At 40.2% G+C, this 23,694-nt stretch carries 24 protein-coding genes and 1 pseudogene; 14 read left to right on the plus strand and 11 right to left on the minus strand.

Annotated elements, in window-relative coordinates; translation table 11 throughout:
* Positions 1 to 211: 211 nt before the first annotated feature.
* Positions 212 to 1,438 (minus strand): annotated as a pseudogene (locus UYI_RS32205) (RNA-guided endonuclease InsQ/TnpB family protein).
* A gap of 563 nt (positions 1,439 to 2,001) precedes the next feature.
* Between UYI_RS32205 and UYI_RS0107885 the strand changes: the two are divergent.
* Positions 2,002 to 3,006, plus strand: a complete 1,005-nt coding sequence (locus UYI_RS0107885; protein WP_016866133.1) for a glycosyltransferase family 2 protein — start codon at positions 2,002 to 2,004, stop codon at positions 3,004 to 3,006.
* Between the two features lie 48 nt (positions 3,007 to 3,054).
* Here UYI_RS0107885 and UYI_RS0107890 read toward each other — a convergent pair whose 3' ends face one another.
* The 3 genes from UYI_RS0107890 to UYI_RS0107900 all read right to left on the minus strand — a co-directional run bounded on the left by UYI_RS0107890 (position 3,055) and on the right by UYI_RS0107900 (position 5,756).
* Entirely contained in the window at positions 3,055 to 3,843 is a 789-nt protein-coding gene (locus tag UYI_RS0107890) for an HAD family hydrolase (RefSeq protein ID WP_016866134.1), read from the minus strand.
* A 161-nt stretch (positions 3,844 to 4,004) separates the two neighbouring features.
* Entirely contained in the window at positions 4,005 to 4,859 is an 855-nt protein-coding gene (locus tag UYI_RS0107895; RefSeq protein WP_016866135.1) for a metal ABC transporter permease, read from the minus strand.
* A 78-nt stretch (positions 4,860 to 4,937) separates the two neighbouring features.
* Positions 4,938 to 5,756: a metal ABC transporter ATP-binding protein gene (locus tag UYI_RS0107900; RefSeq protein WP_016866136.1), complete on the minus strand. Its 819-nt coding sequence runs from the start codon at positions 5,754 to 5,756 to the stop codon at positions 4,938 to 4,940.
* 76 nt (positions 5,757 to 5,832) lie between these two features.
* On the opposite strand from UYI_RS0107900, the gene UYI_RS0107905 reads away from it, so the two are divergent.
* From UYI_RS0107905 to UYI_RS0107940, 7 genes are all read left to right on the plus strand, one after another.
* Positions 5,833 to 6,894, plus strand: coding sequence for a metal ABC transporter substrate-binding protein (locus UYI_RS0107905; RefSeq protein ID WP_016866137.1), 1,062 nt, complete (start codon positions 5,833 to 5,835; stop codon positions 6,892 to 6,894).
* Between the two features lie 141 nt (positions 6,895 to 7,035).
* Entirely contained in the window at positions 7,036 to 7,158 is a 123-nt protein-coding gene (locus UYI_RS39580; RefSeq protein ID WP_016866138.1) for a hypothetical protein, read from the plus strand.
* Positions 7,159 to 7,333: 175 nt separating this feature from the next.
* The gene (locus UYI_RS0107915; protein WP_016866139.1) at positions 7,334 to 8,638 is read left to right on the plus strand and encodes a DNA cytosine methyltransferase; all 1,305 of its coding nucleotides are present in this window, start codon (positions 7,334 to 7,336) and stop codon (positions 8,636 to 8,638) included.
* 222 nt (positions 8,639 to 8,860) lie between these two features.
* Positions 8,861 to 9,757 (plus strand): response regulator transcription factor, encoded by an 897-nt coding sequence (locus tag UYI_RS0107920; RefSeq protein WP_016866140.1) that lies wholly within the window; start codon positions 8,861 to 8,863, stop codon positions 9,755 to 9,757.
* A gap of 464 nt (positions 9,758 to 10,221) precedes the next feature.
* Positions 10,222 to 10,455 carry a hypothetical protein gene (locus UYI_RS0107930; RefSeq protein WP_016866142.1) on the plus strand — a complete coding sequence of 78 codons (234 nt, stop codon included), beginning with the start codon at positions 10,222 to 10,224 and terminating at the stop codon, positions 10,453 to 10,455.
* A gap of 22 nt (positions 10,456 to 10,477) precedes the next feature.
* On the plus strand, positions 10,478 to 11,350 hold the full coding sequence (locus UYI_RS0107935) for a PAS domain S-box protein (RefSeq protein ID WP_235147920.1): 873 nt from the start codon (positions 10,478 to 10,480) through the stop codon (positions 11,348 to 11,350).
* A 37-nt stretch (positions 11,351 to 11,387) separates the two neighbouring features.
* A complete protein-coding gene (locus tag UYI_RS0107940; RefSeq protein ID WP_016866144.1) occupies positions 11,388 to 12,062 on the plus strand; it encodes a Uma2 family endonuclease in 675 nt (224 codons plus the stop codon).
* On the opposite strand, the gene UYI_RS0107945 is transcribed toward UYI_RS0107940, so the two are convergent.
* Complete coding sequence (locus UYI_RS0107945) at positions 12,059 to 12,340, minus strand: DUF3288 family protein (RefSeq protein ID WP_016866145.1); 282 nt, start codon at positions 12,338 to 12,340, stop codon at positions 12,059 to 12,061. The two genes, UYI_RS0107940 and UYI_RS0107945, sit on opposite strands and share 4 nt — an antisense overlap.
* 445 nt (positions 12,341 to 12,785) lie before the next feature.
* On the opposite strand from UYI_RS0107945, the gene UYI_RS0107950 reads away from it, so the two are divergent.
* The 5 genes from UYI_RS0107950 (at position 12,786) to UYI_RS0107970 (ending at position 16,752) form a co-directional block, all read left to right on the plus strand.
* Entirely contained in the window at positions 12,786 to 15,248 is a 2,463-nt protein-coding gene (locus UYI_RS0107950; protein WP_016866146.1) for an ATP-dependent Clp protease ATP-binding subunit, read from the plus strand.
* Between the two features lie 224 nt (positions 15,249 to 15,472).
* The gene (locus UYI_RS0107955; RefSeq protein WP_016866147.1) at positions 15,473 to 15,763 is read left to right on the plus strand and encodes a hypothetical protein; all 291 of its coding nucleotides are present in this window, start codon (positions 15,473 to 15,475) and stop codon (positions 15,761 to 15,763) included.
* Between the two features lie 7 nt (positions 15,764 to 15,770).
* Positions 15,771 to 16,061, plus strand: a complete 291-nt coding sequence (locus UYI_RS0107960) for a hypothetical protein (RefSeq protein WP_016866148.1) — start codon at positions 15,771 to 15,773, stop codon at positions 16,059 to 16,061.
* Positions 16,062 to 16,157: 96 nt separating this feature from the next.
* Positions 16,158 to 16,463, plus strand: a complete 306-nt coding sequence (locus UYI_RS0107965; RefSeq protein ID WP_016866149.1) for a type II toxin-antitoxin system Phd/YefM family antitoxin — start codon at positions 16,158 to 16,160, stop codon at positions 16,461 to 16,463.
* Positions 16,435 to 16,752, plus strand: a complete 318-nt coding sequence (locus tag UYI_RS0107970; RefSeq protein WP_016866150.1) for a Txe/YoeB family addiction module toxin — start codon at positions 16,435 to 16,437, stop codon at positions 16,750 to 16,752. The genes UYI_RS0107965 and UYI_RS0107970 overlap by 29 nt, the downstream gene beginning before the upstream one ends.
* A gap of 271 nt (positions 16,753 to 17,023) precedes the next feature.
* On the opposite strand, the gene UYI_RS0107985 is transcribed toward UYI_RS0107970, so the two are convergent.
* The 4 genes from UYI_RS0107985 to UYI_RS0107995 form a co-directional block, all read right to left on the minus strand.
* Positions 17,024 to 18,118 (minus strand): AI-2E family transporter, encoded by a 1,095-nt coding sequence (locus UYI_RS0107985; protein WP_035138301.1) that lies wholly within the window; start codon positions 18,116 to 18,118, stop codon positions 17,024 to 17,026.
* Between the two features lie 379 nt (positions 18,119 to 18,497).
* Positions 18,498 to 19,208: a molybdopterin-dependent oxidoreductase gene (locus UYI_RS0107990; RefSeq protein WP_016866153.1), complete on the minus strand. Its 711-nt coding sequence runs from the start codon at positions 19,206 to 19,208 to the stop codon at positions 18,498 to 18,500.
* Between the two features lie 4 nt (positions 19,209 to 19,212).
* Positions 19,213 to 19,422: a hypothetical protein gene (locus tag UYI_RS38790; protein ID WP_146007559.1), complete on the minus strand. Its 210-nt coding sequence runs from the start codon at positions 19,420 to 19,422 to the stop codon at positions 19,213 to 19,215.
* Between the two features lie 28 nt (positions 19,423 to 19,450).
* Complete coding sequence (locus UYI_RS0107995; protein WP_016866154.1) at positions 19,451 to 20,050, minus strand: cytochrome b/b6 domain-containing protein; 600 nt, start codon at positions 20,048 to 20,050, stop codon at positions 19,451 to 19,453.
* A gap of 444 nt (positions 20,051 to 20,494) precedes the next feature.
* Between UYI_RS0107995 and UYI_RS0108000 the strand changes: the two genes are divergently transcribed.
* The gene (locus tag UYI_RS0108000; protein WP_016866155.1) at positions 20,495 to 22,480 is read left to right on the plus strand and encodes an AAA-like domain-containing protein; all 1,986 of its coding nucleotides are present in this window, start codon (positions 20,495 to 20,497) and stop codon (positions 22,478 to 22,480) included.
* On the opposite strand, the gene UYI_RS0108005 is transcribed toward UYI_RS0108000, so the two are convergent.
* Both UYI_RS0108005 and UYI_RS0108010 read right to left on the minus strand, forming a co-directional pair.
* Entirely contained in the window at positions 22,477 to 22,674 is a 198-nt protein-coding gene (locus tag UYI_RS0108005) for a hypothetical protein (RefSeq protein ID WP_016866156.1), read from the minus strand. The two genes, UYI_RS0108000 and UYI_RS0108005, sit on opposite strands and share 4 nt — an antisense overlap.
* 143 nt (positions 22,675 to 22,817) lie before the next feature.
* Entirely contained in the window at positions 22,818 to 23,522 is a 705-nt protein-coding gene (locus tag UYI_RS0108010) for an ROK family protein (RefSeq protein ID WP_016866157.1), read from the minus strand.
* Between the last annotated feature and the right edge of the window lie 172 nt (positions 23,523 to 23,694).

The raw sequence follows: 23,694 nt of genomic DNA on the forward strand, positions 1-23,694 counted from the left end.
GTTTGTTGGTAGTTGTTTGAAATTACAAACCAATATATCGATAAATAACTATTAACTATTAGACTTCTTGCATGAATCAAGAAAAAAAGAGCCAAAGGCTCTTTTTTTCTTGTTATACCATTTCACAAAATTCTTGATACAAATTCTCCCCCTTGTCCTCCTTGCCGCTAAATTTATCAGACATATATTGAAAGGGTATTATCAGGGTGAACTACCCAAACCCGCTTACGCGCTTGGTTTGGGCTTCTGTACTCATAGGCGAGTGCCGCAACGAGTGACTTTCGCCCTAGTTTTGGTCTTACCTCCCCTCCTACAGCAGAAACGGCTGAACCTTCCGCCTTTAGCCATCTGATTCCCTCTGCTCTAATATTTATTGCTGCGTTTCTATCCCTATCATGATCAGTGCCGCAGTGAGGACAAGTCCACTCCCTAACATCTAGTGGTATCTCACCTATTTGATAGAAACAATTAGAACAGAGCTTGGAACTGGGGAATCATCTATCAACTTCTACTAACTTTCCACCCTTACGTTCTAGCTTATAAGCTAAAAAGTTAGTGAACATTCCCCATCCACAATCAGATAAAGATTCGCGCAAATTGTGATTACGAACCATGCCCTTGACATTAAGATTCTCTACTATGACAGCAAGGCTTAGCTGACCAACTTGTGACTAAGTTTATGCAGAAAATCTTGCCGTGAGTTACTAACTCGCTCGTACACTTTGGCAACAACTTTACGATATTTATTTCTTGAATTACTTCCTTTTTGCTTACGTGCTAATTTTTTCTGCTTCCGCTTCAGGTTTCTTTCATGCTTGGCAATATGTTTAGGGTTGTCGTATTTAGAAACTTTTTCACCGTCAGTTACAACTGCAAAATGGTTCAAACCCAAATCAACGCCGTAAATCTTTCCTTCCGTAGTCGTGGGGGCATCCCCGTCCATTTCAGTCAGGATAGATGCAAAATACTTTCCTGATGGAGTTTTACTCACAGTCACAGTCTTGATTTTTCCCTCAATTGGTCTGTGGATTTTGGCTTTGACTATCCCAATGTTGCCGGGAAGTTTGACATTGCCATTTACAATTTTGACGTTTTGGGGATACTGAATTGACTGTTTGCCATGCTTAGATTTGAAGCGAGGAAATCCAGCACGTTTCTCAAAAAAGTTCTTATACGCAGTAATTAAGTTGAGTGTAGTAGCTTGTAAAACTTGGCTATAACAATCAGCCAACCATTTTGTATCTTCTGCTTTTTTGAGCTTTGGTAGAAGTGCGTTGAGTGCTGAACGACCAAGACCTTTTCCAGTTTCCTTGTAAGCCTCAATTGACTGATTTAGCGCAAAGTTCCACCACCATCTAGCACACCCAAATGTTTGTGCTAATAATGCTTGTTGCTCTTTACTTGGATACAAACGAACCTGAATAGCCTTGTGCAACACTCAACATCACCTCCTTGTAGTTGTATTCTCTCACAATACATATTTTACGATAAAATCTCCAATCAGAATATTTGTAAATTGTTCGGACACCCGCAAGGGGTGAACCTCTCAATTTACCTGCTATCCATCCCTACCCCGCTACGCGCTCGGGTAGGGACTTCCGCAGAATCTCGTTAAAATTATCTGTCTAAAAAATAATAAAAAATAACTGGAATAATGTTCATTTATTACAAAAATCATTAGGCTGATAAATAAAATAAAAAAACTAGACTTCATTCTAATGGCAAAACTGAAACAGCTAGTAAATAGCTAGTAAACTCTAAAATCTTCAAATGAAGATAGCCTTGCTCGTAGACAATGTCTTGAAAATGAGTGAAAGGTGTAAAAATGTGGGATGTAGTCTAAGTCAAAGATTTGTAGAGTTAGAAGTTAAGATTGTTGTTCCACCGGAAGCCATATTGTTTTATGCTCAATTTTTAAGACAGATGTGAAAAAAGAAATAACTGCCATTTCCATCGTAATAACATTACCTATTTCTTTTTCCAAATTTAGAGGATAATACAATGTCAAAGCTTGTTTCGGTAATTATACCTTGCTTTAATGCCGCTAGATGGTTGGCACAGGCAATAGATAGCTGCTTGCAACAAACTTATCCTAATATCGAAATTATTGTCATTGATGATGGTTCAACTGATAATTCTTTAGAAATTCTCAAAAGTTATGGTAACAAAATCATCTGGAAAAGTTGCTCTCATAAAGGAGGAAATCACGCCAGAAATTTAGGCTTTGCTTTATCCAAGGGAGAGTATATTCAGTACTTGGATGCAGATGACTACATCTTACCTGAAAAAATCGAAAGGCAAGTGCGCTTTTTAGAAAAAACAGGCGCAGATGTTGTTTATGGCGATTGGAGATACAAGCGTCATTTACCCGACGGAACAAGTTATTTAGATAAAATTGAGATTGCGGGACTACAAGCAGATATTCTTGAATCTTTACTATTAGATTGGTGGACTGCTGTTGCTTCTTTACTCTATAGAAGAACGGCTGTAGAAAAAAGTGGTGGTTGGGATGAAGAATTAGCAGTCGCACAAGATAGAGATTTTTTCTTATCAGTTGTTATCAATGGTGCTAAAGTCTTATATCAACCAGGTTGCTATTCAGTTTACAGACGCTACGGTAATGTCACAGTTTCCAGTTCCTCAACAAGCCGCTGGATTCAACATCACTTTATGGTTTTAAAAAAAGCAGAAAATAAGCTATTGAAGTTGAACAAACTTGACGATAAATATCGTTATGCTATAGCTCAATGCTATTTTAATATGTCTAGAGTGGCTTTGAAGCATAACTACTTTAAACTATACTTTAAGTTAGTCGAAGAAGTTTTAATCACCTACCCAGACTTTAAGAAGAAAAGTAGAAAAGCAATTTATATCTTTCTACAAAATATTTGTGGTTTTCGTCAGTCTGAAAGACTTGTCTTTTCTTTTCTTTTTACTCGCAAGGTTGTCCGTTTTACAATAAAACCTTTTGCACAAATTAAGAAATTAGGGCAAGTTAGTAGCTGAGTAATCCGCCAATCAAATTGAATCGCTAGCAAAATCCTTGCACAAAATTTATTCTACTAACCATTGGGAAAAATCTTGCCCAAATTTGGAAAGTGATAATAGCTGAATACGTGGATCATTTTGGGTTGTAGTTTTTTCTAAGGGAGTGTTATAACCCCAATCTGCGAGGAAAAGTTTTACATCTTTGAGGTCTACTTGTTGGTCTACTAGTTGCAATGTTTTTAATCTGTCTTCCACAAACCAAACTGTTTCTTCTGGTACTTTGTATAATTGAATTAATTCTCGTAAAATTTCGTATTTAGGACGCTTCACTTCTTTACCAAAAATCTCTTTTGATCCTAGTTCTATCCCTTCTTGGTGCAATAACTGCTGGACAAAACGTCCTTCTTTTGTGGAGATAATATATAGTTTTGTTGTACTGGCACTAGTAGCTTTAAGTTTGTCAATTACACCTGAATAAAATCGATGCAAACTCAACCAACCCTCTAAATCTGTAGCAATCCATTCATCGCGTAATTTGTCTAATTTGATGCTAATTTCTTTGGCATTCAGATGATCTGCTAGCAAAATTTTCTGGTTAATACTGTGCCAATCTTGGAGAATTTCTGCTTCTGCAATTCCCTCTAACAAGGCTTTAACTAAAATAGGCATTTCCCAACCTGTTTCAATTACGGGTCTGAGTCGGTAAAATTGAGAAGCCAAACCATCTGGTGGCGTTTCGTGAGTAGGGAACCACACTTGGCAATAAGTACGCCATGCTACCTCAAAATATTCAATTAACCCATCGCAAATTACACCATCAAAGTCTAGGGCGAGAATTGAGGGAATGTTTGCCATTGTTTTTTGAGATTAATGTTGCTGTTGTCAGCTTAGCGTATTCATGAATTCAAATTTCGCATTTTTATATGAATTCATCGAAATAAATACTAGCCACAACAAAAAATTTCTAAATAACGAACACAGATAAATCATCGGTGTGTATCGGTGTATATTAATTCTCACTCTTGATTTTTTAAATTCTGTCTATGATTAAAAACACCATGTTGAGGACTAAATAATAAAGCTAAGACGAATAATCCTGATACCACTAAAACGATCGCAGGCCCAGAAGGCAAATTATAAAAGTAACTTAAATACATGCCACTGATACTAGAAATTACCCCAATTACTGCCCCTAATATCATGACTTCGTGTAGGCGTTGCACTAATAAATAGGCAGTAGCTCCTGGTGTAATTAATAGTGATAATACTAAGATGACACCAACGGCTTTCATACTAGCGACTATTGTTAAAGCAATCAACAGCATGAGTCCAAAATTGAGGCGATTCACTGGTAAACCTGCTGCTTGGGCGCCTAAAGGATCAAAGGTGTAAAATAGCAGTTCTTTGTAGAGCAAAAAAACAACTATAAATACTATGGCTGCAATAATAGCTGTATCCCGTACATCCTGTATAGTCACGCCCAGAATATTACCAAAAAGAAAATGGTTGAGGTCAATTTTATTTTCTTTTTGAATAACAGTAATTAAAGTCACACCAAGGGCAAAAAATGCTGAGAATACTATTCCCATTGCTGCATCTTCTTTGATAGGCGATCGCATCCTGATCCAGGCGATGCATGTTGTACTCAAAACACCAGCAATGAAAGCCCCGATAAAGATGTTAGCACCCAACAAAAATGCGATCGCTAATCCAGGTAAAACCGAGTGACTGATTGCATCACCCAGCAAAGCCAGGCGTTGCACCATCAAGTAGCTACCCACAACCGCACATAACATCCCAACCAAAATGGCGATAATCAGCGATCGCTGCATAAAGCCATATTGTAAAGGCTCAATCAACGCTTCTAACATAGTTGTCCTTTGTTCTTTGTCATTTGTCATTTGTCATTTGTCATACCAATGACCAATGACCAATGACCAATGACTAAATTATGCAGCTTCTTTCCAAAAGATTACATTACCATCGTAGGCACGAGACAAGTTTTCTTGTGTTAACACCTGTTGTCGAGAACCTGTAGCGATTAAGTCACGATTTAATAAAATCAATTCATCAAAATGAGAGATTGACTCACCCAAATCATGATTAACAACAAGAACTATTTTGCCAGCGGTGGTGAGTTCACTGAAGACTTCAAAAATTACTGACTGAGTTTTCTGATCGATACCTACAAAAGGTTCGTCAAAGCAAAAAATTTCTGCTTGCTGTGTTAAAGCACGTGCTAAGAACACTCGTTGTTGCTGTCCACCAGAAAGCTGTCCGATGGGGCGATTACGGTATTCACTCATGCCTACTCGTTCTAGTGCAGTTTTTGCTACTTGGCGACTCACTGTACTAAATCCGCGTAACCAACCTGTTTTTTTCACTCTTCCCATCATCACTACATCCCAAACAGTAGCGGGATAAGTCCAATCAATTTGACTGCGTTGGGGTACGTAGGCAACTTTATCTAGTTGCTGCATTAAGGGTTTACCTTTATACAGTATTTTGCCGCTACTGGGAACTAATCCCAACATGGCTTTCATTAGCGTACTTTTACCAGCACCGTTGGGGCCAAAAATACCTGTAAGTTTTCCTGGTTTGATGAGGCAATTTATATCCCTCAGGGCTTCCACTGCTCGATAATACACGCTTAAATGAGCAATGGTAATAGCATTACTAGGATTATTTTCAAGAGTTTTGCTCTCTGCACTAAGCATTTCTACTGGTTTCTCTTGGGCTGGGGTTGGGTGTAAAAATAGCATTTCCATAATTGTGTTTTTATAGTTCTTGCTTCAGCTTACTATAAAAATGAAAAGAAAATGAAAACATCTATAAGTAGGAATAATGTTGAATATAAGTAAAGCTAATACCGCAGGCAGAGGACTGGAAGTAGAAGGGAGACAAGGAAGAGAAGTATCTTGCTTGTCTTCATTATCCACTTCTTCCCTCTGGCAGCAAATCTGCCAAAATGCTTGTCTAGCGATACTTTTACCGCTTGTTTTATTCGGCTGTACGCCATTAAATTCAAACTCAAGGGCGGATGACAAGCCGCAAGTTGTGGCAACCAGCACAATTATTGCTGATTTGGCTGAGGAGGTTGGAGGAGATGAAATTCAATTAACAGGAATTCTCCAACCGGGTACAGATCCCCATGTCTACGAACCTAGACCACAAGATAGTAGATTTTTAGAAGAAGCAGACTTGATTTTGTATAACGGCTATAACTTAGAACCTGGACTAATTAAGTTAATGAATGCTGCTGGAACAAAGGCGCGGAAGTTAGCGGTGGGGGAAGTAGTCAAACCATTACAGCTAGACAAAGGTAAGGGTGAAGTAGTACCAGATCCGCATGTTTGGGGTGATGTGAAAAATGCGATCGCAATGGTGAATGCAATTCGCGATGCTTTAATCGAGTTATCACCCGAAGACAAAGCGGAATTTACCCAGAATGCACAGCAACTAACTACAGAATTACAACAATTAGATAGCTGGATTAGTCAGCAAATTCAAACGATCCCCCCAAATCAACGCAAATTAATAACCACCCATGATGCATTTCAATATTACGGACGTGCTTACCAAATTGCGATCGCAGGTACGCTGATAGGTATTAGCACCGAAGAACAGCCTAGTGCCCAAACTGTCAAGCAACTAGTAGAGTCAATCAAAAAAATTGGTGTTCCAGCGATTTTTGCGGAAACGACAATCAACCCAAATTTAATTCAGACAGTAGCACAAGAAGCAGGAGTGAAGTTAGCACCACGTCAACTCTATTCTGATTCCATAGGTGCTACTGGAAGTGAGGGTGATTCTTATATCAAAATGATGGTGGCAAATACACGGACTATTGTGGAAGCACTGGGAGGAAAGTATACGCCGTTTTCTGCTGAGACACAGGAAAAATAGGCTTCAGGTGGAAGGTGGGGAGGTGGGGAGGTGGGGAGGTGGGGGTCCCCACTTTGTGGGGTTGGGGGGCAATGGGGAGATGGGGAGTTAATAATAAATTAACTACTAACCACTAACTACCAACCAATGTAGAGACATGCCATGGCACGTCTGGTACAACAACCAACAACCAACAACCAACAATCAACCACTAGGATCATTTTCAAACAAGTTGTGGGTAAACTAGACCATACCAAGAGTAATCAAGCAAATCATCAAGACTAATTTTTTCCTTCGGCCTTGTGCGGGGCCCCCACAAATTCGCGATTCGGAGAGCGAATTTGTGGGGAACCCCTTCTGCCCCCTGCCTTCTGCCTTCTGCCCTCTGCCTTCTGCCCTCTGCCTTCTGCCTTCTGCCCTCTGCCTTCTGCCCTCTGCCTTCTGCCTTCTTGTAAATTGGATGGATAGCAAACAAAGACCTATAGGTGTAGATTTATTCGCAGGTGCTGGTGGGATGTCCCTTGGCTTTGAACAAGCTGGGTTTGATGTGCTTGCTGCTGTTGAGTTAGATCCGATTCATTGCGCTACACACAAATATAATTTTCCGTTTTGGTCTACATTGTGTCAAAGTGTCGAATACGCTACAGGCGAAGAAATTAGAAAAATTTCAGCTATTGGTAGTCAAGAAATAGATGTTGTGTTTGGTGGTTCTCCTTGCCAAGGTTTTTCAATGATTGGCAAACGTGCTTTTGAAGATCCGCGCAATGCACTTGTGTTTCATTACTTACGGTTAGTTTTAGAACTACAACCAAAATATTTTGTGTTTGAAAATGTACCTGGACTCACCGTTGGTAAACATCGCCAATTTCTCTTAGAAATTATTGAAAAGTTTAGAGAATCAGGTTATGAAGTCGAAACCAACTATCAGGTTCTCAATGCTGCCAATTACGGAGTACCCCAACATCGAGCCAGATTATTTCTTTTGGGATGCCGTCAGGGATTGGATTTACCAGAATATCCTCAACCGCAAACACAACCAGCAAAATCTAAAAAATCAGTGGGCATTGTACTCAATCCTGATTTACCAAACACGCCTACAGTTTGGGAAGCTATTGGCGATTTACCGGAAGTGAATTTTTATCCAGAATTGTTGAGTAGAGATTGGGTGATAGCGGAGTATGACAAACCTAGCAACTATAGCAAAAAGCTGCGTGGTTTAGATAGGAGTGCAGATGACTATTCCTATGAACGCTTATTTGATTCCAGAATTTTAACTTCCAGCATTCGTACTAAACACAGCACAGAATCTATACTAAGATTTCAACAAACTGAACCAGGTGAAACTGAACCAATTAGCCGCTTTCATAAACTTGATAAACATGGTATTTGCAATACTCTTAGAGCTGGAACAGCCAGTAATCGGGGAGCTTTTACTTCTCCTCGGCCAATTCATCCTGAGAGTCCACGCTGTATTACTGTTCGGGAAGCGGCGCGGTTACACTCCTATCCAGACTGGTTTCGGTTCCATGTCACCAAATGGCACGGCTTTCGACAAGTAGGAAACTCAGTTCCTCCCTTACTTGCAAAAGCGATCGCAACTTCTATTATTCGCGTTTTGGGAGTAGTTCCAGTCAAACCACAAACAAAGATGCACTTGGGTGATGAAAGTTTATTGAAACTAAATATGTCTCAAGCAGCTCAATATTACGGTGTTTCTGCACATGTCATCGAGCCAAGAAGAAAACCAATCAAAGATAAGTTCTGAGACATTTTATAAGTGATTATGTGGAATGAAACAGCCCTGATCCCAAAGTCCCAGGTTGTAGCTCCTGGTGTGCGACTTCTAGTGCAAGAGTGTAATATCTCAGCTTTAAACATTTTTTGAATTGATATTAATTATAAGAAGTTTTGATGTTTCAGCTGCAAAATAGTCTTTTGTTTTCCAAAAATTGTATATAAAAATTTTTATAAATCATAGATATATCACATGAAAATTTTACTAATAGAAGATAATCGATCTACTGCTTCAACACTTTCTAAATTACTTGTTGAGCATCATTATGTCGTAGATGTCACAAACGATGGTGAAACTGGGCTGAAGTTAGCAAAAGCGTATAATTATAACCTGATTTTATTGGATGTGCTTCTTCCTGGATTGGATGGTATTAGCATTTGTCGCCAACTCCGCAGCGAAGGCTATGAAGTGCCAATTCTCATGCTAACTGCTCTAGACGACAGCATAAATCGAGTCATGGGTTTAGATGCTGGCGCAGATGATTATGTGATCAAACCCTTTAATTTTTTAGAGTTAATTGCCAGAGTTCGGGCTTTACTACGACGGGGGAGGGCTATATTAGCTGAGCAACTTACCTGGGAAAACTTAAAGTTGGATCTGAAAAATAGGGAAGTTACCTACAACGAGAAACGCCTGCACCTCACCCCGAAAGAGTATGGTTTATTGGAACTTCTGCTAAGAAATCCTCAGCGGATTTTAACTCGCACTGCCATATTAGACCTTGTCTGGCCTGTGGGCGAATTTCCAGGAGAAGAAGCTGTTACAACCCAAATTAAGGGTTTACGAAGAAAGTTAAAAGCTGCTGGGATGACCAAAGATTTGATTGAGACAGTTTATGGATTGGGCTATCGTCTGAAAGATGAAAGGGAGAGGGTGGGAAACGAAGACATAAGGAAATCAACAATTGAAAATTCAAAATTAAAAATACAAAAATTTAATCCGTTCCCCATCACCCCACCTTCTCAATCCCACACAGAAGCAGAAACAGAGGTTCTAGCTGTGGTTGCAAAGATGAGAGAAGAATTTAAAAACAATCTCAGGGAACAGATGGAATTGTTTGAGCAGGCGATCGCTCTCACACAGACATAGAAACTGTATCTGGGATGTTTGCTATGGGTGCAGATGATTATGTAAGTAAGCCAATTGACAAAACAGAACTAGTCTCCCGCGTGCTGAATCGATTGCAGTTGGCGCAAATGCGTCACAGACAGGCAAATTTTCCTGCAAAGGTTTCAAGTGATTTTTAGAACCGAAATTTCCAAAGTCTGTTTAATTGAAGTATGTCTTGAAAAATGGGTATAGGGTTGTAAGGGTGTGGGGGTGTAGGAGGAGTCAAATTTTCATTCCTTCGTTGTGGGATAATTGCGCCTGGGGGTAAAGTCTGCTGTAGCGTTCTATAGGCGACAACCTACCTAATGGTATCATTTATCAAATAGCACGGGAACTTGATGGCAGCTTCCGTTTCTACTATGTCAGTGCAGGCTGCGAACGCCTATTTGGAGTCAAGCCAGAAGACGTCAAACAGAACACTAGTATTCTGTTTGACTTGGTAAGTGAAAGCCCTCAATGAATCAATTTGTAACCTGTCAATTTTTGACGTTCAGATTCGTAGACGCACTACTTCGGGTGAAATCCGGTGGTCGCATTTGCGTTCAGCACCCCGTCGCCTGGAAGATGATCGCATAATCTGGGATGAAGTTGAAGTGGATATTACTGACCTGAAGCAAGCAGAAGAGGCCCTGAGAAACAGCGAAGAACGCTGGCAGTTAGCTCTCAAAGGTAATTAATGATGGCATTTGGGATCATGACCTGAAAACCAATCAACACTTCCTTTCTCCCAGGTGTAGGGAGATGTTGGGGTATCTTGATCATGAATTGAATGATTTTGGTGAATGGGTTAAGCGTATACACCCCGATGATCTCGAGGCAATGATGAGTGCTTTCCAAGCTCATTTGCATCACCAAACCCAGCACTACGTTGCCGAATACCGAATGCAGTGCAAGGATGGCAGCTACAAATGGATTCTATCCCGGGGACAAGCAGTTTGGGATGAAGCAGGAAACCCAACGCGAATGGTTAGCTCGATCACCGACATTGATGATCGCAAGCGCACAGAAGCAGAACTCAGACAACAGAAAGAAATTCTGCAAACCATATTCGATCGCATTCCCGTAATGGTGGCTTTATTTGATCGCAACAACCAAATTCAATTGGTTAACCGAGAACTGGAAAGGGTTCTTGGTTGGTCAGAAGCGGAATTCAAAGAAAAAGGGAGCAACATACTAGCTGAGTGTTACCCAAACTTGGAGGATCTTCAGACAGTGTTGGAGCAAATCCAAGCAGCTACGGGAAAATGGCAGGACTTTAAAACTCGAATTGCTGATGGACGAGTGATAGATACTTCCTGGGCAGATGTGCGGCTATCTGATGGAAGTAAAATTGGCATTGGGCAAGACATTAGCGATCGCAAACGAGCAGAGGAAAAACTTAGACGACTCAGTGCAGCTTTAGAAATTCGCGTTCAAAAGCGGTTTTTAACTATAAAATCGAGCTTGACCGAGCCACATAAGTTTTTAGAATTAGGTGCAGTGGGAGCGATCGCTAAACCATTTGATCCTCTTACCTTAGTTACCAAAATTACAAAAATTCTGGGTTGGAATATAGAGGATTTAAAGCTATAGCGGTGGAGATAGGTAATGAGTAATGGGTAATTGGTAATTGGTAATTGGTGAGACTACTTGCCGTCTTGGCTTGGTGCCAGATGGCAAAGTAGCGAACCCGAAGGGTAATTGTTTTATAACTGTTAAGGATGTCACAACAATGTATACTCAAGCTCAATTTTTAAATCTTAGCGTTGATGAATATTTTAAACTTGAACTCGAGAGCTTTACTCGTCATGAATATATTGCAGGACAAGTCTACCCAATCTTAGGAGAAACCCAAGTAGAAAAAATGATTACCGAAAATATATTTACTAGATTACGTACACATTTATATGGTACAAATTTTCGGACTTTTTCATCAAATATGAAAGTAAAACTGGAACCATTAGATATTTTTTATTACCCAGAAATATTTGTAACTTCTAATTACCAAGACATAGGTAAACCTTTTAAAACTCATCCTTGTTTGATAGTGGAAGTTATTTCGTCCATAACGGAACGCATAGACCGCAATGAGAAACTATTTAATTATCAGCAAATAGACAGTTTACAAGAGTATATATTAGTATCTCAATCCCATATTCAAGTTGATATTTATCGTAAAGATAATCAAAATAATTGGTTTTTAGAGGTTTTTAAATCTCCTCTAGATTCGATTGAATTTTCATCTGTAGATTTAACAATACTGATATCAGAAATTTACGAGGATATAGAATTAAATCCAAATTAATTCCAATCTTGTTCATCTTTCTTAGAGCGACTTTTGTAAATGCCACCAACGGCATGAATAGCACGAGTTTTCTCAAATAACTCTGCTTCTGTTAAACCCCACTTTTGTAGTACTTTATCTAAGTCGCTTTGAATGTCTCTAGCACCAGGAAAGCCGTGATAACGAATTCGCAGCCTAGCTAATTCAGCCAAGTTATACTCTGTCGCCTCACCAGCGAGTAAACTATCCACAATCGAGCGATCGCGATTATATAAAGGATGTTGTTGATCTTTGTTCATAAATAGTTGTTGGTGGTTGGTTGTTGATTGTTGGTTGTTGGTGGTGAGTCAGCGCGCCCCAAGGGGGGTCCTCCCCCATGAGCGACTGACGAACCCGAAGGGTTGGTTGTTGGTTGTTGATTGTTAGTGGTTAGTAGTTAGTGGTTATTCCCCACTCCTCACACCCCACCCTTACCTTAAGCCGCGCAAAGCGCGTCTACACACCCCTCACACCCCCCATCTCTCCATTGCCCCCCGACCCCACAAAGTGGGGACCCCTAGCCCCCCACCTCCCCACTGCCCCACCCCCAAAAGACGGCTACCCTACCTAAAATCTTACGGCTCTCCCCACTGCCGTTAAACTTTAAATAAAGATACATTGTCTTTAAGAAAAGTAGACAAAAGTTCAGGTGAGGGTGAAAGTGATTTTACCCAAAGCCCAAGCAGCAAGGGAGCAAAACCCGTTATGTTTGAACATTTCACTTCCGAAGCTATTAAAGTAGTTATGCTCGCTCAGGAGGAGGCCAGAAGACTTGGTCACAACTTCGTTGGAACTGAACAAATTCTCCTGGGTTTGCTGGGAGAAGGAAATGGGGTTGCTGCCAAAGTGCTGACCGAATTGGGCGTTACTCTCAAAGATGCACGTCGCGAAGTCGAAAGAATTATTGGTCGGGGTTCTGGCTACCTACCACCAGAAATTCCTTTTACCCCGAAGGTAAAAACCTTATTCGAGCAAGCGTTCAAAGAAGCTCGTAGTTTAGGACACAACTATATTGGTACTGAACACTTACTCTTAGGATTGACTGAGGCTGGGGAAGGAGTCGCAGCTAAAGTCCTACAAAATTTGGGGGTTGACCTCAAAAATATCCGCACTACAGTTATTCGCCTGTTGGGTGAAGTTACACCGACGACTGTAGGTGGAAGTGGTAGTAGCAGTGCTAGAAGAACCCAAACGTTGACTTTAGAAGAGTTTGGTAGAAATCTCACCAAACTAGCACAAGAAGGTAAACTCGACCCTGTAGTTGGTCGTGAGAAAGAAATTGAACGTGCTATCCAAATTCTTGGTCGTCGTACGAAAAACAACCCTGTATTGATTGGTGAACCCGGAGTTGGTAAAACTGCGATCGCTGAAGGTTTAGCACAACGCATTCACAACCAAGACGTCCCCGATATTTTGCAAGACAAGCAAGTCATCAGTCTTGATATGGGGTTATTGGTAGCTGGTACTCGTTTTCGTGGCGATTTTGAAGAACGCCTTAAGAAAATCATGGATGAAATCCGCTCAGAGCGTAATATCATCCTGGTAATCGATGAGATTCACACCCTTGTTGGTGCTGGTGGTGTAGAAGGTGGTATGGATGCTGCCAATATCCTTAAGCCGGCATTAGCAAAGGGTGAACTCCAGTGCATTGGTGCAACTACCCTTGATGAGTATCGTCAGCATATCGAACGTGATGCTGCACTAGAGCGTCGTTTCCAACCGATTATGGTTGGTGAACCCTCGGTAGAAGATACAATTGTGATTCTCCAAGGTTTGCGCTCAGTTTACGAGCAACACCACCGAGTGCAAATTACTGACCAAGCATTGGTTGCAGCCGCTAATTTATCTGACCGCTATATTAGCGATCGCTTCTTGCCAGATAAAGCAATCGACTTGATTGATGAAGCTGGTAGCCGTGTGCGTCTACGGAGTTCGATGGTTGCTGCCAATCGCGAAATTAAGCGGGAATTGGCTACTGTAACTAAAACTAAAGATGAAGCCGTCAGAGCGCAAGACTTTGACAAAGCTGGTGAATTGCGCGATCGCGAGTTGGAACTGGAAGCTCAACTAGCAGACACAACACAAAGCGACAAATTTGTCAATACCCTCGTTGTGAACGAAGAAGATATTGCTCAAATCGTCGCTGCGTGGACTGGTGTACCAGTCAACAAGTTGACTGAATCTGAGTCTGAGATGTTGCTGCACTTAGAAGATACCTTGCATCAGCGCCTCATCGGTCAAGAGCAAGCAGTCACGGCTGTATCTCGTGCGATTCGCCGTGCGCGTGTCGGCTTGAAGAATCCTAATCGACCGATCGCTAGCTTTGTCTTCTCTGGCCCTACCGGGGTTGGTAAGACTGAATTAGCCAAGTCCTTGGCAGCTTACTTCTTCGGTTCCGAAGAAGCGATGATTCGGCTGGATATGTCAGAGTTTATGGAACGCCACACCGTTTCCAAGCTGATTGGTTCGCCTCCTGGTTACGTAGGCTACGACGAAGGCGGACAATTGACCGAAGCAGTCCGGCGCAGACCATACACAGTGTTGCTATTCGACGAAATCGAGAAAGCACACCCCGATGTCTTCAACATGCTGCTGCAAATCTTGGATGACGGTCATCTCACCGATGCCAAAGGTCGGAAAGTCGACTTCAAGAATACTCTGATTATCTTGACTTCTAACATCGGTTCACGAGTCATCGAAAAAGGTGGTGGCGGTTTAGGCTTCCAGTTCAGCGAAGACGAAGCCGAAGCAAGTTACAACCGCATTCGTAACTTGGTAAACGAGGAAATGAAGAACTACTTCCGTCCAGAATTCCTCAACCGTCTTGATGAAATTATCGTCTTCACCCAACTCAAGAAAGAGGAAGTCAAGCAAATCGCTGAGATTATGCTCAAAGAAGTTGCTAGTCGCTTAACTGAAAAAGGTATCACACTCGAGGTGAGCGATCGCTTTAAAGAGCGTGTACTTCAAGAAGGCTACAACCCCAGCTACGGTGCTAGACCTTTACGTCGCGCCATTATGCGCCTCTTAGAAGATTCTCTCGCAGAAGCATTGTTGTCTGGTCAAATTGCTGAAGGCGATACAGCCGTTGTTGATGTTGACGATGACGGTCAAGTGAGAGTCAAAAAATCAGAAACCAGAGAGTTAATGTTAGCGAATGTGGGCTAATATTTATACATTCACGTTGTTGCGCTAACATTGTTGAAAAAGACGGTCACTCCTATGTAGCCTAAAGGAGCGACGTAGCTAAGCCTCTGGCAACATTGGGTGAAATGGTGATTTTTAAAACCCCTGGTCATGATATCGGGGGTTTTTTATATTATTCTTTTGTATGTGGGTATTGCCCACTCACCCACAAAAGACTATAATTTGCTGAGGTATACATTTGTACTATGATTGAAAATCAAAATTTCCATTTAATTAAAGAGACTGCCAGTACCGATGATCGAGGAAGATTAACTCTGGGCGCTGTTGCCAAAACAAAGAGTTACCGAGTTTTAATGAATGATGTAGGGCAAATTCTGCTAGATCCAGTTGTTAACATTCCAGAAAGAGAACTTTGGATATGGCAAAACTCTGTTGCTCGTAATTCCCTAGAACTTGGTATCAAACAAGCAACCTCTGGCGAACTTCATGATTTGGGTTCATTTGCTCAGTATGCAGATTTAGAGATTGAAGAATAGGTGCTAGGTGAATTTCCGCTTAGTATTTACGAATGAGGCAAAAGAAGCTTTAGCTAAGTTGCAAGAAACAGACTCTAAGAAGTACCAAAAAGTTTTGAAAACGCTGGGTTTGATGGAAACAAACCTAAGACATCCTAGTTTAAATACTCATAAATATGAATCACTGTCAGGCCCTAATGGTGAAGAAATTTTTGAAGCTTATGTAGAGAATAAAACACCTGGGGCTTTCCGAGTGTTTTGGTATTACGGGCGCGAACAAGGAGTTATGACTATTCTTGCAATTACGCCTCATCCTTAAGTGAAGTGATGCGATCGCCTCTAGCCGAAGGCTTATATTTTGCAAGATAATTAAGATTGTTTTATGATATATGTACATAAACATGTACATAAACTGATGTTGTCCTACAAAATCACATCCCCAACCGATGCCAGAAATGACTTTTTTAAGTTGTTAGACCTAGTAGTAGAAAATCATCAGGTGTATATTATCAACCGTCGTGGTGGTGAAAATGTCGCCTTGATTGCTGAGTCAGACTTGGTAAGTTTAGTTGAGACTGTTTATCTTTTGCGTTCTCCTGCTAATGCTCATCGTTTACTGGATGCAATAGAGGAGTCGAAAACAGGAAAGATTCAACCTCAAACTATCGCAGAACTTCAGCAGGAGTTGGGGATTGAACAAGAAGAAGAAAAAGAAAGCTGAAGCTGAGGAAATTAACCCAGTTGTAGTTAATCGTAGTCCTGGTTTTAGTTCTAAATTCAAAGAAGATTTAGCTTGGTGGTTCAAGCAAGATTTTCAGAAAGCGTCCAAAATATTGGATTTGGTAACGGCTGTCATGCAAGATCCTTTTGAGGGTATTGGAAAACCAGAACCATTGAAGTATTTGGATGCAGACATTTGGTCACGACGAATCGATTTAGAACATCGGCTTGTCTATCGAGTGGGAAATACTCAGATTGATTTTCTTACTTGTCGGTATCACTACGAATAATATCAAGTCAGCCGTTCATGAACTTGGTACACAACCTCGCCATGAAAATTTTTACCCCTTCAGCCATCAGCCATCAGCCATCTGCCATCAGCCATCAGCCATCTGCCATCTGCCATCAGCCATCTGCCATCTGCCATCTGCCATCTGCCATCAGCCATCAGCCATCTGCCTTATTTTCAAGCTAGGCTAATTGCTTACGATATTATCTAACGCAGTTGGGCATTGGATATGGGGCATAGTAATACCCCAATTACCAATTACCCATTACCAATTACTGCAAAGTTGACTCATTTATTAACACCTCTGGTAACTTCTCATCCTCAACAGAAATACTTTTAGGGAACTCAGCAAAACCATCGATCGCATCTTTGATAAAACCAGCTAAAGGAACAGCAAGCACTAACCCTAATAATCCACCAACATAAGTCCCTATCAGTAAAGAGATGATCACCCAGATAGGTCTTAAACCAGTAAAACTACCTAAAATACGGGGTGCGATCGCTTGGTCAACTAACTGATCTAAAATCAGGGATAGAACTAAAACTTTGACAGCTAACCAAATGTCGTGGGTTGCGAGTATAAAAGCAATAATAAAATAACTAACAATATCACCAAAAGGAACTAAGCTCAAAATTCCCACACCCAAACCAAATACTAAACCAAATCGCAGTTTCAGGATTAAAAATAAGATAGTTTCTGTTACTCCCAGCATTAAAGCTAAAATCACCTGACCAATCAGAAAGTTCTGAAAATTCTTTTGAAGAGATTGCTGTATCTGCTGAGATAATCCAAAAGGTATCTTTTTAAATATTCCTTTCCAAATCCTTTCACCATCTATTAACATATATACTGTTAGTACAACAGTGATTAAAGCTTCGGAAACGCTATCAATAGTATCTACAATAATACTAAATAGCTTATCGCTTACTTCTTCTAATTCATTAGGCAAACTATTAATTGACTGAGTAAATATTTCACTGAAATTAATATTTAATTTGTGACTGGCTGCCCAATCGTTGAGAAATTGAAGTTTTTGTTCAGTAGTATCAATCCATTGTGGAACTGATTTAGTCATTTCATTTAATTGTTGTAGAGCAATGGGTAACAAAGTAATACCCAAGCTGACCACAATTACTAACGTTGAAATCAAAACTAATAACACTGCATATTTACGTTGTATTCCTCGTTTCTCAAGAAGTGCAACAGGGTAGTCCAAAATAAATGCTAACAAAGTAGCCAAAACTAAAATAGTAACTATGGGTTGAAAATATTGAAACAATTTAAAAGCTAACCAACCATTGAGAAAAACTAATGGAAAGAGTAGGGTCAAAATTAACCATTGTAGTAGTTTATTTAGAGAAAGCATCATTTAAAATGAACAAAGTTACGCTTGGTGTGAATTGAGTAGAGATGCCAGGAACATTGTGTCTGGTACAAATATTATGCTCTTTCCCCCGTTGCGGGGAGATAGAGGGGATGGACACAGGTAGATTTTTCGAGCGGTAATAACTCTTATTAGCAACTCTGTTTTATTTTTGTTTGGCTGTTGAGTATCAAAAGTTTGAAAATTTGCTTTAGCATTCTACCACTTGAGTTAGATAATCTAAAACTAGAAAAGTAAAATAAGTATTTTAAACGCAGAGGGGCGCGGAGTTAGCGCACCAGGTAGCAGAGTTTTTTCACATTATAATCCGCTAGATTTTATACTCGTAAATTGGGGATTTAGGTCTATTAATTTTAAGTTTTTAAAGTCCAGCAAACCATTCGTAACCCTGGTCTTCCCAATAGCCTTTTAAGGGAAATAAACTACTAACTAAAGTAATTCTAGTTATCCATTTACTTTGCTTGTAACCAAGTTTAATTGGTGAAGCCAAACGCAAGGGCGCACCATTCTCTTTTGGTAGAGGTTCACCATTTTTTTGATATGCTAATAATGTTTGGGGATGCAATACGGAAGCAATATCCCAACTGGAATAATAGCCATCTGCTGATTGAAAGTAGACATATTTAACATTCTTTTGGGGTTGGGCAATAGCTACAATTTCTTGCAGACGTACACCACCCCATTGCACGATCGCCGCCCAACCCTCTACGCATACATGACGAATAATCATCTCAGTCATAGGCAAAGTCTGAATATCGGCTATGCTGAGGCTAAGGGGATTATTTACCTCACCATCAACAATCAAACTATACTTAATTGGATCAATAACGGGAGTACCTCTAAAGCTATTGATGATCAAAGCTTCTGGTTGAATTTCACTCTTAGAGAATTCTGGTACAGGCTGATGTGATTTAAATAATAAGGTTTCTAGTCTCTGGTTTAACGGTTCAGAAACTTCACCAACAACATCTTCTAATATTGGTACACCACAGCCACTAAGAAGAAAACTAATACCAGATAGTCCAGAAATTTGTAACAACTGACGGCGTGATAATTTATGAATTAAAGGCATAATTTTAATTTGTTGGTTGTTGGTTGTTGGTTGTTGGTTGTTGGTTGTTGTACCAGACGTGCCATGGCACGTCTGTACATTGGTTAGTGGTTACAACTTGCGACTTGCGACTTGCGACTTCTGACTCCCCACACTCCTCACACTCCTCACACTCCCCATTCATTGCCCCTAATCCCCACTTCCTTAGGGAAGTGGGGGGCGGTGAGTTCCCCACTGCGTCACCTCCCCATCTCTCCACTGCGTCACCAAAACATTGAATCTGTCAACTCCGAACCACCTGCTTTTTTTCCCAACCACCAGTGAACAATCACAAAAATAATCACAATTGGTACTGAAGAAAAGTGCATAATTCTCAATCCTTGCCAACTACCAAACATATCAACAATCCAAGGAAATTGAGCAGGTTTGTACATGCCTATACCTGTAAATAATGCCAAAAGCAGAATGGGAATTATACTTGTATAAACTATACGATGCCAAGCATAAATAAGGCGTTTGGGATTTTGAGTTTTTTGTAATGCTTTGATGTCATTAGCGCCTACAAATCGGTGTCGCCAGCGACGGGTGATGAAAATATAAAAGCCATACCACAAAAGGTTAAGTGAAAATAACCACATCGCTGCAAAATGCCAATGTCTTCCTCCTGCTAACCAACCACCCAAGGTAAATATCGGTGGAATATGCAAACCTGAACGTCCACCGAAAACAGGGTTAGCATTGTAAATTTGCAGTCCGCTAGTGAGCATGATAAATAGGCTAATGATGTTAACCCAGTGGAAAAACTTAGCTCCCATCGCTTGGATTGGTAACTTTCGATGCTTAGGAGTAACACTCAAAGTCATAAATATTCAGTGAGTATTCAACAAGGAACAAAAAAGCAAGAAAAATAGACTTTTGAGAAAGTAATTAAGGTGAGAAGTGGGTAATGGTTCAAGACTTAAGAGACTTTTAACCTTTCCTCTAACTTATTTATCCCTATTTTTGTCAGTTTAATTTTTATGCATGTTTGTATATATAGTTTATGACTAGGTAGCTGGGAAAAAGCAGAGTAAAAAAAGCAGAAGTATAAAAATTTTCTTAATCAGGCTGTAGGTCTTATTTTCATGAGTGATTTTCCAAACATTATTACCATCTTTGCTGGTAAGAGATTTTTCAATTTGCATAGCTGCTGGTACGATGATAAAAATATCCTATTATTTCTAGTAAATTGTAAAATGTTTTAGCACCCCGATAAATATAAAGAAATAATTTGAGGCAAAATTATATACAATAAGAGCCGATGACTGATGACTATAGATGAAGTAATACTTCTACTAAAAGCAACCTTACCCAATGCATTGACTCCGCTCCAAGAATTAGTATTACGTTCTTCTTGGGAAGGAAAAACTTACACTAACATAGCGTTAGAAGCACACTACGGAGAAGAGCGAGTTAGGAAAGTTGCCTCTCATTTATGGCAATTAATGAGTGATTTTTGGAAAGAACCGATTAACAAATCAAACTTTCGCCAAACTCTGGAGCCTCGTCAACTCAGTAGAATGCAGCACCAGTTTATTAGAGAATATAATCGTGCTGCTACAGCAATATCCTTAGAATTTCCCGCAGGGCCAGTATCTCTCGATTCTAGATTTTACATTCCTCGCCCCCCAATTGAGGAATTAGCCTACACAGAAATTGCTGAGCCAGGAAGTGTGATCTGCATCAAAGCCCCTAAAAAAATGGGTAAAAGCTCACTAGTTTTAAGGATTTTGGCTCATGCAACCAATCTTGGCTATGAGACTGTAAGTCTGGACTTTCAACAAGCAGATAAAGCAGTATTTGTCAATCTTGATAAATTTTTGCGCTGGTTTTGTGCCAATCTCAGTAGAGAGTTACAGCTAGAACCGAAACTCAATGAGTTTTGGGATGAGGATATGGGCAGTAAAATTAGCTGTTCTTTGTATGTTCAGACATACTTGCTACAGTCAATCAAAACTCCCCTGGTTTTGGTATTGAATGAAGTAGATTGGGTGTTTGAGTATCCAGAAATTGCCGCAGAATTTTTACCATTATTGTGTTCCTGGTATGAACAGGCAAAACGAGTGGAGATTTGGCAAAAACTTCGCATGGTAATGGTTTACTCTACAGAAGTTTGTTTACCTTTGAAGGTAACTCAATCTCCGTTTAATATTGGTTTACCATTGCGGTTGCCACCGTTTACAAAAGAGCAAGTGCAGAATTTAGCCCAGTGTCACGGACTAGACTGGACAGATAACTCTGATGCTGACAAATTAATGGCGATGGTAGGCGGACATCCTTACTTAGTCCGGTTGGCATTGTATCATCTTGTCGGTAAGGGGGGCTTAGAAAACGATTTAGGACAGATATTACAACAAGCACCCACAGACACAGGAATTTATAGAGACTATTTGAATCAGTACATGCTCATGCTGCAACAGGAGACACAACTGGCAAATGCATTTTGTGAAGTCGTTACAGCTACAGAGCCTGTAAAAATAGAACCAATGCTGGCATATCAATTAAATAGTATTGGGCTTGTGAAATTAGAGGGCGATCGCGTTAGTGTAGCATCTGAATTACTTCGCCTATATTTTCGAGAAAAACTTAATAGAAGTAATAGTGAAAGTAGTTGGCGTGTGGCAGAATTGGAAAAAGAAAACCAACAATTACGCATTCTTTCTAGTTTAGATGAATTAACCCAGTTAGCTAATCGCCGTTATTTTTATACTTATTTGCAACTTGAATGGCAACGCTCGAGGCGTGAACTTACTCCCTTATCAATGATTTTATGTGATATAGATTATTTCAAAATTTACAATAAAACCTACGGAAATAACGCCGGAGATATTTGTTTGCAGCAAATTGCTCACACTATTCGTGAGAGTATTAAGCATTTTTTGGTAAATAATCATCTCTCCTATGTCAGTACAGCTTTAGGTGCGGAGAATTCTCGCAATCTGAATATGAGACACGAAAATAACTCATTATTGATGGCTCGTTATGGGGGAGAAGAGTTTGCAATTCTGCTGGATGTGGATGCAGTTACAGCTGTATACATTGCGGAAAAGATTCGCGAACAAGTCAAAGCTTTAGCAATTACCTGCGAATATCCTGGTATTGGTGGCTTACCAGCTAATGTTTTAACTGTGAGCTTAGGTGTAGCTAGCATTATTCCCGAAGAGGAAAGCGAACCTGAGATTTTAGTTAATACAGCAGAAAAAGCACTCTACCAAGCCAAAAGAAAGGGACGCGATCGCGTTATTCTCGGTTAATCAATTACCCGAAATTCATTGCGAGTCAACGACACCAAAATATTTTCATCATCTACTTTGATCAGCCAGCGCTCACTTGGTTTATCATCAGAAAGTTGTTCAGGACAAAAAACAACTCCGGTTTTGCCAGCCACGTAGGCTGGTTCGAGAATTAATACTCTGGCTCCTACTTGAACATTATCTGAGTTATGCAATAGCTCTGTTAATTATGTAAGTAAAATCCGATGTTAATCATAACCTAAAATTAACCTTTTCTTAATCTAAAAGATCCACTTTCTCTGTTTTTCCTGTAATACAACGTTTGTTGACTACACACCAACAACAGAGTCATCAGAAATTAATCGCGCCACAAAGCAATTCCACCTAATAAACCAGTAATGTTGGGAATAATTTTTACATTTGTTGGCAACTGAATTTTTACCCTTGTTGCTTCACCGCCACCGATATACAGATAATCATAATTAAATAGATGTTGCAGAGTTGCGATCGCCTTGAGTAAACGCCTGTTCCATTTGTCATTGCCGACTTTTTCTAATGCTGCTCTTCCTAGCTGTTGTTCGTAGGTTTCGCCTTTGCGGAAGGGATGATGTCCCATTTCCAAATTTGGCACTAATTTTCCATCTACAAATAAAGCTGAACCAAACCCAGTCCCCAAAGTAATCACCATCTCTACACCTTTACCTTGGATTGCTCCCAAACCTTGCATATCGGCGTCGTTAACAACTCGCACAGGTTTACCCAAGCGTTCTGATAACACACCTGCCAAATCAAACCCAATCCAATCTGGGTCTAAATTTACAGCAGTTTGGGTGACACCATTGCGTACCACACCAGGAAAACCCACCGAAACCCGATCAAATTCACCTTGAGTAGAAGCTAAAGTTGCGATCGCACTAATAACAGATAATGGTTTGGCAGGTTGGGGTGTTTCTAAACGCGATCTTTGAGTTAAAGGATTGCCTGTAATATCTAAAACAATGACTTTTACACCACTACCACCAATATCAACTGATAAAGTCCTGATTTGCTCAGTGTTTTCCATGATGGTTTATCCTGTTTAGTTCCTATATTGACTAGTGATAATTGTCACTAATATAGGTAAAATTCTTGTTAAGACCTTGTTATTTTCCTCTATTGATTGGCGATTTACCACGTTGGATGCTAGGGACAAATGACATCGTTTCTACCCTTGATCGCAACTGTGGTGGAGTACT

Source organism: Fischerella muscicola PCC 7414 (genome assembly GCF_000317205.1).
In the GTDB taxonomy this organism is placed as follows: domain Bacteria; phylum Cyanobacteriota; class Cyanobacteriia; order Cyanobacteriales; family Nostocaceae; genus Fischerella; species Fischerella muscicola.

Bases quoted from the DNA above. Each gene is read 5' to 3' on its own strand.
- UYI_RS0107885 (WP_016866133.1), top strand. From the start codon at position 2,002: ATGTCAAAGCTTGTTTCGGTAATTATACCTTGCTTTAATGCCGCTAGA.
- UYI_RS0107890 (WP_016866134.1), bottom strand. From the start codon at position 3,843: ATGGCAAACATTCCCTCAATTCTCGCCCTAGACTTTGATGGTGTAATT.
- UYI_RS0107895 (WP_016866135.1), bottom strand. From the start codon at position 4,859: ATGTTAGAAGCGTTGATTGAGCCTTTACAATATGGCTTTATGCAGCGA.
- UYI_RS0107900 (WP_016866136.1), bottom strand. From the start codon at position 5,756: ATGGAAATGCTATTTTTACACCCAACCCCAGCCCAAGAGAAACCAGTA.
- UYI_RS0107905 (WP_016866137.1), top strand. From the start codon at position 5,833: ATGTTGAATATAAGTAAAGCTAATACCGCAGGCAGAGGACTGGAAGTA.
- UYI_RS39580 (WP_016866138.1), top strand. From the start codon at position 7,036: ATGGCACGTCTGGTACAACAACCAACAACCAACAACCAACAATCAACC.
- UYI_RS0107915 (WP_016866139.1), top strand. From the start codon at position 7,334: ATGGATAGCAAACAAAGACCTATAGGTGTAGATTTATTCGCAGGTGCT.
- UYI_RS0107920 (WP_016866140.1), top strand. From the start codon at position 8,861: ATGAAAATTTTACTAATAGAAGATAATCGATCTACTGCTTCAACACTT.
- UYI_RS0107945 (WP_016866145.1), bottom strand. From the start codon at position 12,340: ATGAACAAAGATCAACAACATCCTTTATATAATCGCGATCGCTCGATT.
- UYI_RS0107950 (WP_016866146.1), top strand. From the start codon at position 12,786: ATGTTTGAACATTTCACTTCCGAAGCTATTAAAGTAGTTATGCTCGCT.
- UYI_RS0107955 (WP_016866147.1), top strand. From the start codon at position 15,473: ATGATTGAAAATCAAAATTTCCATTTAATTAAAGAGACTGCCAGTACC.
- UYI_RS0107965 (WP_016866149.1), top strand. From the start codon at position 16,158: ATGTTGTCCTACAAAATCACATCCCCAACCGATGCCAGAAATGACTTT.
- UYI_RS0107985 (WP_035138301.1), bottom strand. From the start codon at position 18,118: ATGCTTTCTCTAAATAAACTACTACAATGGTTAATTTTGACCCTACTC.
- UYI_RS0107990 (WP_016866153.1), bottom strand. From the start codon at position 19,208: ATGCCTTTAATTCATAAATTATCACGCCGTCAGTTGTTACAAATTTCT.
- UYI_RS0107995 (WP_016866154.1), bottom strand. From the start codon at position 20,050: ATGACTTTGAGTGTTACTCCTAAGCATCGAAAGTTACCAATCCAAGCG.
- UYI_RS0108000 (WP_016866155.1), top strand. From the start codon at position 20,495: ATGACTATAGATGAAGTAATACTTCTACTAAAAGCAACCTTACCCAAT.
- UYI_RS0108010 (WP_016866157.1), bottom strand. From the start codon at position 23,522: ATGGAAAACACTGAGCAAATCAGGACTTTATCAGTTGATATTGGTGGT.